Raw genomic sequence first — 15,086 nt, 5'->3', positions numbered from 1 at the left:
ACTGGCGAATCCTTAGGTGCGGCGCCATGAACGCCGCCTTAACAGTCTGTAGTCCAGCCAGGACGCCGGGTTCAATTTGTCCGGTCGGACATGGTCTTCATCGCCGCCGGGACGATGTGAACGACGCGGAAATTATGCTCCTGCATATACCTTAAAAAGGCCGGCAGCATCTCGGCTGTTCGCATTTGCGGGTCATGCAGCAGGATAATTCCCTTGCGGTGGCCTTCGAGCCGTCCGGTGAGCAGCTTGAGTTCCTCCTCAGGCGTCATCTTGTTCCAATCGCTGGCCCAGAAATCGGCTCCGAACACCGCGATACCGCGCTTTTCCAGATGGCCCAGCAGGGTGGGCGTCGACTCGAAATAAGGGAACCGGAAGAAGGGCGTGCTCGGGATTGTGCTCACGGTTCCCCGCAAGGCCTTCTGGACCGCTTCGATCCCCAGATTGATGTTGGCCTCGGCCTGATCCGTCGGGACCTTGTTGAGATGCGCGTGGTCCCAGCTGTGATAGCCGATGGTGTGACCGAGGCGCGCGATCTTGCGGACCATGTCGGGATGGTCCGCCGCGTTGCGGCCGACCATGAAGAAGGTGGCCTGCACGCATTCGGTCGCGAGCGCCGTCAGCACCTTGTCGGTAACGCCGGGCGTCGGCCCGTCGTCGAAGGTCAGCACGAACTCGCCATCCCGTAGCGGCAGGGTTTGCGGAAAGCTCTTGAGCCCGACGCGCGGATAGGTCGCGGGATCGACCTCGAGCACACGCGATGTGCCGAGCGCGTCCTTGCGCGGACACTCGGCGGCCTGCGCCGAGCCGATCAGCGCAAGAGGCGCGAGCGCAGCAAGCGGCGCGATCGAGATCAGCGTCGCGACGACGCGCAGGATCGGTCGCGGCGCGCTCGACATATTTCTCATTGCACTGGCCCCCGCCGATTAGGTAATCCGTTCCGCACTCATCCAACCAGTTTTTCCCCTTCTGTGAAACCGGCGAATCACGGCATGGCCGAGAATTTCGACGTTGCCGAACCTGCCCAGGCGGACCCGCTTGCCCGGATGCCGATGCGGGATGAGGAGGGCCAGCTCCGCCCCGAATTCGTCGCTGGCATCACCCGCGCCATCCACGCCGCCGACCGGCCGCTGCTGTGCGAGGTGGTGGCGGAACTGCACGAGGCCGATCTCGGCGACCTGATCGCGGCGCTGGAGCCGGATGACCGCGTCACCCTGGTCGAGATCACCGGCGCGGATTTCGACTTCTCGGCGCTCAATGAGGTCGACGAGACGGTCCGCGAGGAGATCCTCGAGGAACTCGAGCCGGAGACGGTGGCGGAGGGCGTCCGCGAGCTCGAATCCGACGACGCCGTCGAACTGTTGGAAAGCCTCGACGAGGAGGACCAGGACGAGATCCTCGAGAAGCTGCCGGCCGCCGAGCGCGAGGACATCGAGCGCAGCCTGCTGTATCCGGAGAATTCCGCCGGCCGGCGGATGCAGACCGAGTTCATCGCGGTGACGCCGGACTGGAATGTCGGGCAGGCGATCGACTACATGCGCGACACGCCCGATCTGCCGGACCGATTCTACGAGATCTACGTGGTCGACGCCGACAGGCACTTGCTGGGCGCGGTGCCGCTCGACGTGCTGCTGCGTACGCGCCGCCTGGTTCCGATCATGGATCTGATCAACGAGGACCGCCGCCGGGTCTCCGCGCTGGAGGACCAGGAACAGGTCGCGCGGATGTTCGGCAAGTACAACCTGGTCGCAGCTCCCGTGGTCGACACCATCGACCGGCTGGTCGGCGTGATCACCATCGACGACGTCGTCGACGTGATCGAGGAGGAGGCCGACGAGGATCTCAAGGCGCTGGGCGGCGTCACCCATCCCGAAGAGCTGTCCGACACGGTCTGGACCATCGCCCGCGGCCGCTTCAACTGGCTCCTGGTCAATCTCGCGACTGCGTTCCTGGCCTCGTCGGTGCTCGGCCTGTTCGAGGGCCAGCTCGAGAAGATGGTGGCGCTCGCGGTGCTGGCGCCGATCGTGGCGAGCCAGGGCGGCAATGCCGCGACCCAGACCATGACGGTCGCAGTCCGCGCGCTCGCCACCCGCGAGCTCGGCGCGTTCAACGCGATGCGGGTGGTGCTGCGCGAGACCATGGTCGGGCTCGTCAACGGCATCGCCTTTGCCATCATCACCGGTATCGCCGCGGTGGCCTGGTTCAAGATCCCCGGCCTCGGCATCGTGATCGGGCTTGCGATCATCTGCAATCTGGTCGCCGGCGCGCTCGGCGGCATCCTGATCCCGATGGTGCTGGAGCGGGTGCGGGCCGATCCCGCGGTTGCCTCGGGCACCTTCGTGACGACCGTCACCGACGTGGTCGGCTTCTTCTCGTTCCTTGGTATCGCCACGCTGTGGTTTGGGCTGAAGTAGCCCCACACCTGCGCGCCGGTTTATCGTTAATCGCGCCTTAACGGGGTTGGCGGATGATGCTGCCATCTCCAAAGGGGAGTCGATGGGGGCCATCATGCAGCGCTTGCGGCTCAAGGCGGACGGACGGATCGTCGAATTGCGCGACGGGCAGGAAATCCCGCTCGTGCCCGCGCATCCGGCGGCGCTGGCGCCTCCGGCCACGCAGCCGGCCGTGCGCGATCTGCGCCGCCGCGCCCAACTCACCCAGCTCGAATTCGCCGCCAAGCTCGGCGTGCCCGTGGAAACCATCCGCAACTGGGAGCAGGGCAAGCGCGCGCCGCGCGGACCCGCCCGCGCGCTGCTCGCGGTGATCGCCCATTCGCCGGAGACGGTGTTTGCCGCGCTGTCGAGCGAGCCGACGGCGGCGTGAGCTGATACGGCGGTCTTCGCCGGCACTGTCCACCGATGGATCAAGCTTTCACGCTGTATCCGCTGCCGTCGTCCTGGCGAAAGCCAGGACCCATAACCACCGCAGTTGCTGATGAGCGGGACGGCGGCCCCAGCGTCGCTCGACAACCGACATTTGGGGTAATGGGTCCTGGCTTTCGCCGGGACGACGATGGGGATGGTTCTCGCACGATACGACGCGCCATCACTGCCTCCCCAACTCCGGCGTCATCGCCCGGCTCGACCGGGCGATGGCAGATGTGGGTGGGGCGCAGCTTCGCCTTCTCGCGACATGAATCGTCAGAGTTTTCGTTCCGCCCTCTCTTGAACAGAGGGCGCTGGGAGAGCCGGCCGCAGCCTTGGCGCTCCCGGGACAGCACCATAGGGCTTGCCAGGAAGGCGGTTCGGCCGCTTTAATCGGACCATTGCAGTAATTTTTTATTTCCAAGCGTGGATTTTTCCCATGAATGCCATCGAGCAGATCATTGCCGGCTATGTGTCGCTGAAGGACCGTCACAGGCTGGAAGAACTCAGGGACCATCGCCAACGGCTGTTGGACGGTGTTCGAGCATACAGCGTCCCCGGTTTCAAACCGTCGGTCGTGAATGACATCCTCCGCGAGGAGATCGAGCTCATCGAGGCAGCCTTGGCTCGCTTCGATGAGGACGCTTAGCTGCGACCGCGGCGTGAGGCTGGCCGGTTATCGTTTTTTGGCGCGCCGGCCCGCGGTGACATTTTAAATCGGAGGACATTGCCATGCTGCGTATTGCCGTACTGCTTTTGCTCGCTTCCGCCACCACAGCTCACGCTGAGATCGTCCGCAAGGAATTGAAGCGCGCCGACGTGGCCGGGACCAACATGGAAGCCATCGAGGTCTATCTTGAGGTCCCGCCGGGGGAAAGTCTCCCGCGCCACACGCATCATGGCGAAGAGATCGTCTACGTCATTCAGGGGGCGACCTTGCTGCTGCCGGATGGTTCGCAAAGAGAATTGCCCACCGGCGCCGGCGTGATCAACCAGCGCGGCGTGCCGCATGCGGGCTTCAAGATCGGCGGCGACAAGACGCTGAAGCTGATCAACGTCTTCGTGGTCGACAAGGGCAAGCCTTTGACCGAAGTCGTTCAGTAGCAATCAGCCGCAGCAGGGCTGCTTGGCTTTCGGCGCGCAGCAGGATTGCTGTTCCTGCAGCCAGCGGTCGCGCGGCTTGCAACTCGACGGACGCGCCGAGAGGTAGACCCGGATCGCGGCGTCGCCGGCATCCATGCGCTCCGCACGATAGATTTGCATCGGCCGTACGCCGTCGCTCACCTCGAAGGTCAGCCTGGCCTGCCGATCGAAGCCGACCGCCTCCTCGACCTTACGGATGATTGCGAGGAATTTGCCTGCAGGCATGTGGCCGCGGTTTTCCTCCTCGATGTCCCAGAGCTGAATGAAGGTCTCGCTCCAGCTCTCGGGGTTTGCGCCGCAATCGAGCCCTCTGAATGAACCGGTTTTGACTTCGGTCACGTGGTAGCTGGGGCGGACGTCCCGGCCTTCGTAGCTGAAGATCAGCGGCTTCTCCTTGTGCGCCTCAAGGCTGGAAAGGAGCGCTGCGGACGACAGTTCTTCCACCGGGAGCAGGGCGCCGACGAGCGAACGGGTATTGGCAAGCGTGTTCACGGCTGCTATCCTTATTTCAATGATTATTGAATTGTAGGATTATCGAAAGATGGACGAGCGTCAAGCCCGAACCGCCTTCGGCGCGCTGTCTCAGGAGACGCGGCTGCGCATTGTGCGGTTGCTGGTACAGGCCGGTCCCGATGGAATGGCAGCGGGGGCGATCGCCGAGGCGGTTGAAGTCTCGCCGTCCAACGTGTCCTTCCATCTGAAGGACCTCGAGCACGCGCGCATGGTCGTGCCGCGTCGCGAAGCGCGTTCGATCATCTACTCGGCGGATTTCACCGGCCTGAGTGATCTCATCGCCTTCCTGATGAAGGATTGCTGCGCGGGCCACCCGGAAATCTGTGCGCCGGCGCTCGCCGATGCACAGTGCAGGCCCTCTGCGGCCAAGAAGAAGGTGCGTGCCTGATGCGCGGCTTCGATCTGCCGAGGCGCCTTGTGGCCGAGGGTTTTGGTACGCTGCTTCTGGTGGCGACTGTCGTCGGCTCCGGCATCATGGCCGAGACCTTGACCAAGGACGTGGCGCTGGCGCTGCTTGGCAACACGCTGCCGACCGGCGCCATTCTGGTCGTCCTGATCACGATCATCGGACCCATTTCCGGCGCGCATTTCAATCCGGCGGTCACGCTGGTATTCACGCTCAACGGCGAACTCCGACCGCCGCATGCCGCGCAGTACATCGCAGCGCAGGTGGTTGGGGGAATCCTGGGTGCAATGGTTGCGCATGCGATGTTTGGCTTGCCGCTTCTGGAGTTCTCCGCAAAGGCAAGGACCGGACTGCCGCAGTGGTTTGCGGAATTCGTTGCCGCGTTCGGACTGGTCGCAACGATCATCGGCGGCCTCCGGTTTCGTGAGGCTGCGATTCCGTGGCTGGTCGGGCTCTACATCACGGCCGCGTACTGGTTCACCGCATCGACATCTTTCGCCAATCCGGCGGTCGCCATCGCGCGATCATTCACCGACACGTTTTCCGGCATCCGCGCGCAGGATCTGCCGGGATTCATCGTCGCCGAAATTTTGGGAGCCATTGTCGCATTGGCATTCATGACCTGGCTGCTGCGGGGCGCGGAAACCACAAAGGAGGCGATCCGATGACGATCACGATCTATCACAATCCCGGTTGCGGGACCTCGCGTAACACTCTGGCGATGATCCGCCAGAGCGGGGAGGAGCCCGAGATCGTTGAATATCTCAAGAATCCTCCCTCGCGTGACACGCTTGTCTCGCTGATCGCTGCCATGGGCATCGCGCCGCGCGCGTTGCTCCGCGAGAAGGGCACGCCTTATGCGGCGCTCGACCTTGCCAACCCGAAATGGAGCGACGACGAGCTGATCGATTTCATGATGGCGCATCCGATCCTGATCAACCGGCCGATCGTGGTCTCGCCAAAGGGCGTCAAACTGTGCCGGCCGTCCGAGGCTGTGCTTGACCTGCTTGCCACCGACATCGGCCCATTCGTCAAGGAAGACGGCGAAGTGATTTCGCCCCGGACGGCGGGTTCGCGCGCTGAATGAGCCGCCGTGCTGACAACGCCCTGATCGTCGCGCTCGGCACCACGCAAACCCTTGCCTGGGCGTCGAGCTATTATCTGCCCGCCATTCTCGCGGACCCGATTGCGCGGGACCTCGGCATATCGACGAACTGGCTGTTCGCCGCTTTTTCGATGGCGCTGGTGATTTCCGGATTGCTCGGCCCACGCGTCGGCCGCCAGATCGACCGAATGGGCGGGCGCGAGGTGCTGTGCGCGTCCAATCTCATTCTGGCGTCGGGTCTGATCCTGCTCGGGCTTGCGCAGGGGGGCGGCCTGATGGCGGTGAGCTGGCTATTGCTCGGCGCCGGCATGGGCCTTGGCCTTTATGATGCTGCCTTTGCGGCACTCGGGCGCATCTATGGCGACGCCGCCCGGCGCTCCATCACCGGCATTACCTTGATCGCCGGGTTTGCCAGCACGATCGGCTGGCCGCTCAGTGCGTGGGGACTGTCAACCATCGGTTGGCGCTGGACCTGCTTCGGCTGGGCCGCCGCGCATATTCTGATCTGCCTGCCGCTCAACGGCTTGCTAATCCCCAAGCTGAAGCGCGAGCACCGGATCACGGCTGACGCGCCGAAGCCGCATATTCCGATCGACCGCGCGATGGTGTTGCTCGCCTTTGCCTTCGCGGCCGCCTGGAGCGTCACGTCGGCGATGGCGGTTCATTTGCCGCGAATCCTGGAGGCGCTCGGTGCGACGCAAACGCAGGCGATCGCCGCCGGCGCTCTGATCGGCCCGGCACAGGTGGCGGCGCGAATTGTCGAGGCGAGCCTGCTGAAGCGTTTCCATCCGCTATGGTCGGCGCGATTGGCCTGCATCACGCACCCTCTTGGCGCCTGCATCATCGGCCTGTTTGGCGGTAGCTTCGCCGGCATCTTCGCGCTGTTGCACGGAGCGGGAAACGGCATCCTGACGATTGCGCGCGGCACGCTGCCGCTGGCGATATTCGGTCCAAAGGATTTCGGCTATCGCCTGGGACTGCTCGGCGCACCGTCGCGGCTGTCTCAAGCCATCGCGCCCTTGGTATTCGGATTCCTGATTTCACCGCTCGGCGGCTATACGCTCGCGGTCACGTCGGCACTCAGTCTGGCCGCGCTTTTTGCGCTGCTTGCACTCAGGGCCGACCCGAAGACCCCCGTGCAGTAGCATCACGGCCCTTCATCCGCCGAACCGTCTCGATGAACGCCTTGATGATCGGGGAGTGGCCGCGGCCGCTGTGATGGGCGATGCTGTACTGGGTCTTGATGGTGCAGTCGCTGATCTCGAGCGCGCGCAGGTTCGGGTGCGGCACGAATTCGAAATCGGCGACGACGCTGATGCCGAGCCCGCGCTCCACCGCCTTCCAGACGCCCTCGCGGCTTTCGATCTCGAATACCGGCTCGATCCGGATGCCCTCGGCCTGCATCGTCGCCTCGAAGGCGCGCCGCGTGGTCGAGCCGCGCTCGCGCAGCACGATCGGCTGGTCAGCCAGCTCGCGCAGCCTGACCGACTTGCGCTTGAACCAGGGATGATCGCGGTTGACGAACACGATCACGCGATGGGTGCGGTAGGGGATCATGGTGACGCGCGGATCTTCCGGCACCTCCGCCAGGATCGCGACGTCGGCCTCGAAGTCGACGATGTGACGGAAGGTGCGTTCGGAATTGCCGAGCAGGGTCGAGATCTGCACCTGGGGATGATCGCGCTTGAAGGCGGCAATGATCTCGGTGGCATGAAACGGCCCCACCGTCGCCACCCGCAGATGGCCCTTGGTGGCCTTGCCGTGCGCGGCCAACAGCTCGTGCGCCTCGTCGCAGAATGTCATGATGCCGCGGGTGATCTCGAACAGCGCGGCGCCGGCTTCGGTCAGCTCGGTGTGCCTGGGCTTCCGGATCAGCAGCTCGACGCCGTAGGTCTCCTCCAGCTCCTTGACCTGGATGGTCAGCGTCGGCTGTCCGACATTGAGCACGCGCGACGCCGCGGTGAAGCCGCCATGGGCGGCGACCGCGTGGAAGGCGCGCAGCTGGCTGAAAACTATTGACATAATCAATAGAACGCATCCTTAGAATGAATTTGTCAATAGCAGCCGACGCCGTACCTTCGCGTCAAACGGAGGACGCGTGGATGGCCTGGACTTATTCCAACCCGGTGAGAATCGAATTCGGAGCCGACAGCTTCGAAAAGCTGCCGGCGCTTATCGGCAAGCGCGCCTATGCGCTCGTGACCTATGGCGAGCCGGTCTTTGCCGAACTGGAGCGGCGGCTGCGCGCTGCCGCGGGTCCGTCCGTCCTGACCATCCGCGACGTCGCGCCCAATCCGGACTACCGGCTGCTCACCGAGCAGACCGCGCGCTTTGCCGGGCTCGCAAAGCAGCCCGAGGTGATCGTCGCGCTCGGCGGCGGCTCGGTGATCGACTCCGCAAAGGTGTTCGCGGCGGCCGGCGGCGACTTCGCGACCGTCCAAACCTATCTGGAGACCCAGCAGGGCGCCGAGCGCCTCGCGGCGATCCCGATCATCGCGGTGCCCACCACCGCCGGTACCGGCAGCGAGGTGACATGCTGGGGCACGGTGTGGGACGAGGCCAACGGCAAGAAATACTCGCTGGCGCGGCCGTCACTCTATCCGACCCATGCGGTGATCGATCCGCGCCTGATGCTCGGCAAGCCGCGGCTGCTCACCATCAGCACCGGGCTCGATGCGCTGTCGCATGCGCTGGAGAGCATCTGGAACGTCAACAACAACCCGGTGTCCGCCAACCACGCGATTGCAGCGGCGCGCAGCATCCTCGACGTGCTGCCGCAGCTTGCGAGCGATCTCGGCAATCTCGAGCTGCGCAGCCGCATGGCGCAGGCGGCGCTGTTCGCCGGACTGGCATTCTCCAACACCAAGACCGCGATCGCACATTCGCTGTCCTATCCGATCACGCTGCGGCACGGCGTGCAGCACGGCATTGCCTGCTCGTTCTCGCTGCCGATGGTGTTGCGCAGCGTGAAGGGGGCGGGCGGGCTCTGCGAGGACAGCCTCGGGCAGATCTTTGGCGCCGACCTGGCGCGCGCGGCCGATGATCTCGAAGACTTCATGGCGCGGCTCGGCATCGCCTGCAATCCGGCCGCCTACAGGATCGAGCGCGCCGAATGGCACGCGCTGATCGCGGATTCGCTCGAAGGCGAGCGCGGCCGCAACTTCCTGGGGTCGAAGGAGCGGCTGATCGAGGCTTCGCAGACCCAGCGCATGCCGAGCGCGGTGAGCGCGTGACGGCGGCGCGGTGACAAGGAGAGACATCATGCAAGAGAACGACCAAGACAATCGCAAGACCATCACCGTCAACGGGCGCGATTACGCCGCGCCGACGCGGCCGACCGTCGTGATCTGCCTGGACGGATCGGAGCCCGGCTATATCGAGCAGGCGATCGAGGCCGGCGTCGCGCCGACCTTCGCGCGCTTCATGAATGAGGGCGCGCATGTCCATGCCGCCAGTGTGATCCCGAGCTTCACCAATCCGAACAACCTTTCGATCATCACCGGGCGGCCGCCCGCGGTGCACGGCATTGCCGGCAACTACTTCTATGACACGGCAAACAACGCCGAAGTCATGATGAACGATCCGAAATTCTTGCGCGCACCGACCATCCTCGCTGGGGTCCATGACGCCGGCTACAAGGTTGCCGCCGTCACCGCCAAGGACAAGCTGCGTACCTTGCTTGCGTACGGTCTGGACTATTCCAGCGGCCGCGCCATCGCCTTCTCGTCGGAGAAGGCCGACCAGGCCACCAAGGCCGCCAACGGCATCGACAATGTGCTCGACTTCGTCGGCCTGCCGCTGCCCGAGGTCTACTCAGCCGATCTGTCGCGCTTCGTGTTCGCGGCCGGCGTCAAGCTGGTCGAACGGCACCGTCCCGATCTGATGTACCTGTCGACCACCGACTACATCCAGCACAAGGTCGGGCTCGGCACCAAGATCGCCAACGACTTCTACGCGATGATCGACGATTATCTTGCGAAGCTCGATGCGCTCGGTTGCAACATCGTGGCGACCGCCGACCACGGCATGAACGACAAGTTCTTGCCTGACGGCAAGCCCGACGTGATCTACCTCCAGGACGTCATGGACGACTGGACGGGTACGGGCGCCGCACGCGTGATCCTGCCGATCACCGATCCCTATGTTGCCCATCACGGCTCGCTCGGCTCGTTCGCGACCATCTACACGCCGGAGGGCGCCGACGTCGACGCGCTGCTGTCGCGGCTGCGTGCGACCGGAGGCATCGAGGTGGCGCTGACGCGCAACGAGGCCTGCGCCAGGTTCGAGCTGCCGCCGGACCGGATCGGCGACATCGTCGTGATCTCGACCAGGCACAAGGTGCTCGGCACCAGCGAGTCGCGTCACGATCTGTCGGGCCTGACCGAGCCGCTGCGCTCGCATGGCGGGCTGACCGAGGAGCGGGTGCCGCTGATCGCCAACCGCAGGATCGCGCTGCCCGCCGGTCGCGCCCTGCGCAATTTCGACGCCTTCGACGTCGCGCTCAATCGCATCCAGTAACGCGCTGGTTAAGGACATTGCCATGAACATCCAGAGTCCCGCCGTTCGCCACGAGCAGATGCGGATCGCAGGCAGCCTCGTCGACACCGACGAGCATGTCGAGGTCTTCAATCCCTACACCAACAAGGTGGTGGGTACGGTGCCGGCGGCACGGCCGGAGCATGTGCGCAGCGCGTTCGCCAAGGCGGCTGCGTTCAAGCCGAAGCTGACCCGCTACGAGCGCCAGCGCATCCTGCTGCGCACTGCGGAGATCCTCGCCGGCCGCAAGGAGGAATTCGCGCGGCTGATCACCGCCGAGTCCGGGCTGTGCTGGAAGGACTCGCTCTACGAGGCCGGCCGCGCCTACGACGTCTATTCCTTTGCCGGCCAGCTCGCGATCAAGGACGACGGGGAGACCTTCTCCTGCGACATCAGCCCGCAGGGCAAGGCGCGCAAGATCTTCACGACGCGCACGCCGCTGCTTGGCGCGATCTCGGCGATCACGCCGTTCAATCATCCGCTCAACATGGTGAGCCACAAGATCGCGCCCGCGATCGCGAGCAACAACCGCGTGGTGCTGAAGCCGACCGAGCTGACGCCGCTGACCGCGCTCGCGCTCGCCGATGTGCTGTATGAAGCCGGGCTGCCGCCCGAAATGCTGTCGGTAGTCACGGGCAATCCGCATTCGATGGGCGATGCGATGATCACCGATCCGGAGGCCGATCTCGTCACCTTCACGGGGTCGGTCAGGGTCGGCAAGCACATCGCCGCCAAGGCTGGCTACAAGCGCCTGGTGCTCGAGCTCGGCGGCAACGACCCCCTGATCGTGATGGAGGACGCCGATCTCGAGAAGGCGGCGGAGCTTGCGGTCACCGGCGCCACCAAGAACTCCGGCCAGCGCTGCACGGCGGTCAAGCGCATCCTCTGCGTCGAAGCGGTGGCCGACGATTTCGCTGATCTGGTGCTGAAGAAGGCGCGCAAGCTGAAGTGCGGCGATCCGATGGACCCGACGGTCGACGTCGGCACCGTCATCCATGAGGGCGCGGCGAAGGAGTTCGAGCGCCGCGTCAATGCCGCCGTCGCCGACGGCGCCGAGCTCCTGCACGGCAACGGTCGCGAGGGCGCGCTGTATCCGCCGACGGTGGTCGACCGGATTCCCTACACCAGCGAGCTCGTGATGCAGGAGACCTTCGGGCCGGTCATCCCGATCGTCCGCGTGCCCAACGACATCGACAGCGTGATCCGGATTTCGAATTCGACCGCATTCGGTCTGTCGTCCGGCGTCTGCACCAACCGGCTCGACTACATCACCCGGTTCGTCAACGAGCTCGATGTCGGCACCGTGAATGTGTGGGAAGTGCCGGGCTACCGGATCGAGATGTCGCCGTTCGGCGGGATCAAGGATTCCGGCCTCGGCTACAAGGAAGGCGTGCAGGAGGCGATCAAGAGCTTCACCAACGTCAAGACCTACTCGCTGCCCTGGCCGGTCTAGAGCAGCGCCGACGAGGGGCCGCACGCGCAGAACAACAACATCGCGGCGGCCGGCAGAATCAATCAAACAAAGGGGAGGCCTCAATGTCGATCACGTTCAGTCCGTCGAGCGTCGGCTCGGTCGGAGTGCAGAATCCGGAGCTTGCGACATCGTTCCGCCGCGCGCAGTGGCGGATGCTGTTCGCGGCGATGTTCTGCTATCTGTTCTTCTACACCGGGCGGCAAACCTTCGGCTTCGCGATTCCCGGCATCCAGGCCGAGTTCGGCGTCACCAAGGAGGCTCTGGGCTGGGCCAGCGCGGCGCTGCTGTGGTGCTACGCGGTCGGGCAGGCCATCAACGGCAATCTCGGCGACAAGTTCGGCGGCCGCCGCGTGATGAGCGCGGGCGCGATCCTCTCCTTCATCATGAACTGGGCGACCAGCCTTTCGACCGGGATCGTCAGCCTGACCGCGTTCTGGGGCATCAACGGCTATTTCCAGTCGATGGGATGGGCGCCGGGCAGCCGGCTGCTGTCGAACTGGTGGGGCCGGCACGAGCGCGGCACGGTCTACGGGCTCTATACGTTCGCGGCCGGGCTCGCCTCGGTGCTGTCGTTCGTCACCTCGCTGGTCGTGGTCGGCTATTTCCAGCTCGACTGGCGCTGGATCTTCCGCATCCCGGTGGTGCTGCTGCTGCTCGGCGGCATCGCATTCTATCTGATCGCGCGCGAGAAACCCGAGGACATGGGCTTTGCCTCGCCGCATGACGAGGCCGACGACGTCGCGGTAACGGACGCCGCGGTCAGCGCCAATGAGGGCTCGCTGGCGCGCTACAAGGCGGTGCTGTCGAACTGGCGGCTGCTGGTCGCCGGCGTCTCGATCGGCTTCCAGAACGCGGCGCGCTATGGCTTGCTGGTGTGGGTCCCTGTGCACTTCCTCGGCAGCAACTGGGCCAAGGCGGGCGCGAGCTCGGTGGTCGATCCGCGCTGGATCAGCATCGCGCTGCCGGTCGGCATGGCGGTGGGTGCGTTCAGTAATGGCTGGATCTCGGACAAGGTGTTCGGCTCACGCCGCTACCTCGCGATCGTGCTCTACATGGTGCTCGCCGCGGTCACCGCGCTCTGCATGTATGCGATCCCGACTACCGACGTCTATCTCGGCATGACGGTACTGTTCCTGTGCGGCTTCTTCACCTACGGCCCGCAATCCTCGTTCTGGGCATTGTGCCCGGATCTGGTCGGGCACAAGCGGGCAGGGACTGCAACCGGCGTGATGAACTTCTTCGCCTATCTGTTCGCCGGTCTCGGCGAGCCGATGATCGGCCACTTCATGGACAAGCATAACCAGACGTCGCTTGTGTTCCTGGTGGTCGCGGTCTGCGCGACGTCGAGCGCGGTGGTGGCAGCGTTCATCCGCCGCTGACCAGCGGTCGAAATCACTGCTCGCGATCGGTCCGCGCTTCCCTGGAAGCGCGGACCGACTGCTTTCGGGGTGAGCAAAACGCCGCTGCACGCAATCGCCGCAGCCGCCGGCGACTTGCCGAGATCGCCGGCTCCAGGCGGTGACCTGACGCCCAATCGCTCATCACGGCTGACTAATAACGATGCTGCACCAGAAAAATATGACGTAATATCAATAGTATGCAATAAGTTGCATGCAGAATACAAAATGTGCTTGTCGCCTCGCGCCGGTTGAAGCAGACTTTGCGCCGGGCAGGAGAGGCCGATGATCTTCGATGACGAGGGTCGCGCCAGGGACAAAAATCTGCCGGGAGAGGAGCGTGCAATGAGCGATCAGGTGTCCACCATCGCAATGGCAGATGCGGCGAAGCCTTCCGGCGTACGCTGGAAGATCTTCCTGCTGATGCTGTTCCTGATCTCGATCAACTATATCGATCGCGCCTCGCTGTCGGTCGCGATGCCCGTCATCGCCAAGGAGTTCGACATCGACCCGGCGATGCAGGGGCTGATCCTGAGCTCGTTCTTCTGGACCTATGCGCTGATGCAGGTGCCGGGCGGCATGCTCGCCGACCGCTTCAAGCCGCGCATCGTGATCGCGCTGGCGACGCTGTTCTGGGGCTTCTTCCAGGCGCTGGCGGCGCTGTCCACCAGCTGGATGCTGCTGCTGATGACCCGGCTCGGGCTCGGCGCGTCGGAAGCGCCGATCTATCCGGCCGGCGGCAAGCTCAATGCGATCTGGATGACGCAGACCGAACGCGGCCGCGGCGCCACGCTGCTGGACGGCGGCGCGCCGCTTGGTGCCGCGCTCGGCTCGATCGTGATCGCCTGGCTGATGGCGGCGTTCAGCTCCTGGCGCGTCGCCTTCGTCGTCGCCGGCGTCGGCACCATGCTGTGCGGGCTGTGGGCCTGGTATTACATCCGCAACGTGCCGCGCGAGCATCCGTCGGTCAACGAGGCCGAGGCGCGCTATCTCGAGGAGGCGCATGCGATCGAGGACGCGGCGACGCCGCCGTCCTCGGGCGCAAGCTGGATGGCCTATTTCCGCTTTCGCTCGGTGTGGTGCATGTGCCTGGGGTGGATGTTCTTCAACACCACGTTCTATGGCCTGTTGACCTGGATGCCGACCTATTTGTTCAAGGTGCACGGCTTCGACATCAAGGCGCTCGGCGGCGCATCCTTCATCATCTTCTTCGCGGGCTTCGTCGGCGAACTGGTCGGCGGCTGGATCGGCGATAGCTGGCGCGAGCGGGGCGGGGCGCCGAACACCGTGTTCCGTACCCTGTTCGGCATCGCGGCGATCATGGCGACGATCTCGATCTTCCTCGTCGCCTATGTCACCAATGCGGTTGCGGTCGTGGTGCTGCTGTCGACGACGCTGTTCTTCCTGCGCTGGTGTGGCATGTATTGGGCGATCCCCTCGGCGCTGGCGGGCCGCGGCAAGTCCGGCTTCCTCGGCGGCTGCATGAATCTCGGCGGCAATATCGCAGGCATCACGACGCCCCTGATCGTCGGCTTCATCGTGCAGGCCACCGGCTCCTATTTCCTGGCCCTGATGTATTTCGCCGCCGCAGGCATTGCGCTGTTGATCTGCTCGACCCTGATCGATTACAGCCGCAAGCTCCCGGTCTAGA

General features: G+C 64.6%; 16 protein-coding genes. 13 read left to right on the top strand and 3 right to left on the bottom strand.

All coding sequences use genetic code 11. The annotated features are described in order from the left end of the window. Window positions 1-71: 71 nt before the first annotated feature. Window positions 72-905, bottom strand: a complete 834-nt coding sequence (locus tag ACVILL_RS35305; RefSeq protein WP_456733264.1) for a polysaccharide deacetylase family protein — start codon at window positions 903-905, stop codon at window positions 72-74. An 84-nt stretch (window positions 906-989) separates the two neighbouring features. On the opposite strand from ACVILL_RS35305, the gene mgtE reads away from it, so the two are divergent. The 4 genes from mgtE to ACVILL_RS35285 all read left to right on the top strand — a co-directional run bounded on the left by mgtE (window position 990) and on the right by ACVILL_RS35285 (window position 3,965). After that, a complete protein-coding gene (gene mgtE / locus ACVILL_RS35300; protein ID WP_456733263.1) occupies window positions 990-2,411 on the top strand; it encodes a magnesium transporter in 1,422 nt (473 codons plus the stop codon). Between the two features lie 94 nt (window positions 2,412-2,505). Continuing rightward, entirely contained in the window at window positions 2,506-2,820 is a 315-nt protein-coding gene (locus tag ACVILL_RS35295; protein WP_456733262.1) for a helix-turn-helix domain-containing protein, read from the top strand. Window positions 2,821-3,300: 480 nt separating this feature from the next. Continuing rightward, on the top strand, window positions 3,301-3,510 hold the full coding sequence (locus ACVILL_RS35290) for a hypothetical protein (protein ID WP_456733261.1): 210 nt from the start codon (window positions 3,301-3,303) through the stop codon (window positions 3,508-3,510). 83 nt (window positions 3,511-3,593) lie between these two features. After that, window positions 3,594-3,965 (top strand): cupin domain-containing protein, encoded by a 372-nt coding sequence (locus ACVILL_RS35285; RefSeq protein ID WP_076858128.1) that lies wholly within the window; start codon window positions 3,594-3,596, stop codon window positions 3,963-3,965. Between the two features lie 3 nt (window positions 3,966-3,968). Here the strand turns inward: ACVILL_RS35285 and ACVILL_RS35280 are convergent, their stop codons facing one another. Next, window positions 3,969-4,496 carry a DUF6428 family protein gene (locus tag ACVILL_RS35280; RefSeq protein ID WP_456733260.1) on the bottom strand — a complete coding sequence of 176 codons (528 nt, stop codon included), beginning with the start codon at window positions 4,494-4,496 and terminating at the stop codon, window positions 3,969-3,971. Window positions 4,497-4,545: 49 nt separating this feature from the next. Between ACVILL_RS35280 and ACVILL_RS35275 the strand changes: the two genes are divergently transcribed. The 4 genes from ACVILL_RS35275 to ACVILL_RS35260 are packed head-to-tail and all read left to right on the top strand — an operon-like array spanning window position 4,546 to window position 7,173. Then, window positions 4,546-4,905 carry an ArsR/SmtB family transcription factor gene (locus ACVILL_RS35275; RefSeq protein ID WP_456733259.1) on the top strand — a complete coding sequence of 120 codons (360 nt, stop codon included), beginning with the start codon at window positions 4,546-4,548 and terminating at the stop codon, window positions 4,903-4,905. Further along, on the top strand, window positions 4,905-5,591 hold the full coding sequence (locus ACVILL_RS35270) for an aquaporin (protein WP_456733258.1): 687 nt from the start codon (window positions 4,905-4,907) through the stop codon (window positions 5,589-5,591). The genes ACVILL_RS35275 and ACVILL_RS35270 overlap by 1 nt, the downstream gene beginning before the upstream one ends. After that, entirely contained in the window at window positions 5,588-6,010 is a 423-nt protein-coding gene (gene arsC, locus ACVILL_RS35265) for an arsenate reductase (glutaredoxin) (protein ID WP_456733257.1), read from the top strand. Before ACVILL_RS35270 ends, arsC begins: the two co-directional genes overlap by 4 nt. Further along, window positions 6,007-7,173 (top strand): MFS transporter, encoded by a 1,167-nt coding sequence (locus ACVILL_RS35260; protein WP_456733256.1) that lies wholly within the window; start codon window positions 6,007-6,009, stop codon window positions 7,171-7,173. The genes arsC and ACVILL_RS35260 overlap by 4 nt, the downstream gene beginning before the upstream one ends. Here ACVILL_RS35260 and ACVILL_RS35255 read toward each other — a convergent pair. Then, complete coding sequence (locus ACVILL_RS35255; protein WP_456733255.1) at window positions 7,142-8,050, bottom strand: LysR substrate-binding domain-containing protein; 909 nt, start codon at window positions 8,048-8,050, stop codon at window positions 7,142-7,144. The genes ACVILL_RS35260 and ACVILL_RS35255 overlap by 32 nt on opposite strands. An 80-nt stretch (window positions 8,051-8,130) precedes the next feature. Here ACVILL_RS35255 and psrA point away from each other — a divergent pair, with 80 nt between their 5' ends. From psrA to ACVILL_RS35230, 5 genes are all read left to right on the top strand, one after another. After that, on the top strand, window positions 8,131-9,261 hold the full coding sequence (gene psrA / locus ACVILL_RS35250; RefSeq protein ID WP_456733254.1) for an iron-containing alcohol dehydrogenase PsrA: 1,131 nt from the start codon (window positions 8,131-8,133) through the stop codon (window positions 9,259-9,261). A 28-nt stretch (window positions 9,262-9,289) separates the two neighbouring features. Further along, a complete protein-coding gene (gene phnA, locus ACVILL_RS35245; protein WP_456733253.1) occupies window positions 9,290-10,546 on the top strand; it encodes a phosphonoacetate hydrolase in 1,257 nt (418 codons plus the stop codon). Window positions 10,547-10,568: 22 nt separating this feature from the next. Further along, window positions 10,569-12,017, top strand: a complete 1,449-nt coding sequence (gene phnY / locus ACVILL_RS35240) for a phosphonoacetaldehyde dehydrogenase (protein ID WP_456733252.1) — start codon at window positions 10,569-10,571, stop codon at window positions 12,015-12,017. An 83-nt stretch (window positions 12,018-12,100) separates the two neighbouring features. Continuing rightward, window positions 12,101-13,417, top strand: coding sequence for an MFS transporter (locus tag ACVILL_RS35235; RefSeq protein WP_456733251.1), 1,317 nt, complete (start codon window positions 12,101-12,103; stop codon window positions 13,415-13,417). 363 nt (window positions 13,418-13,780) lie between these two features. Further along, window positions 13,781-15,085 carry an MFS transporter gene (locus ACVILL_RS35230; protein ID WP_456733250.1) on the top strand — a complete coding sequence of 435 codons (1,305 nt, stop codon included), beginning with the start codon at window positions 13,781-13,783 and terminating at the stop codon, window positions 15,083-15,085. Window position 15,086 lies beyond the last annotated feature (1 nt).

This window comes from Bradyrhizobium sp. USDA 3364 (assembly GCF_054056355.1).
Note: the sequence above shows the minus strand (reverse complement) of the source record. Positions and strands in the feature narration are given on the sequence as shown.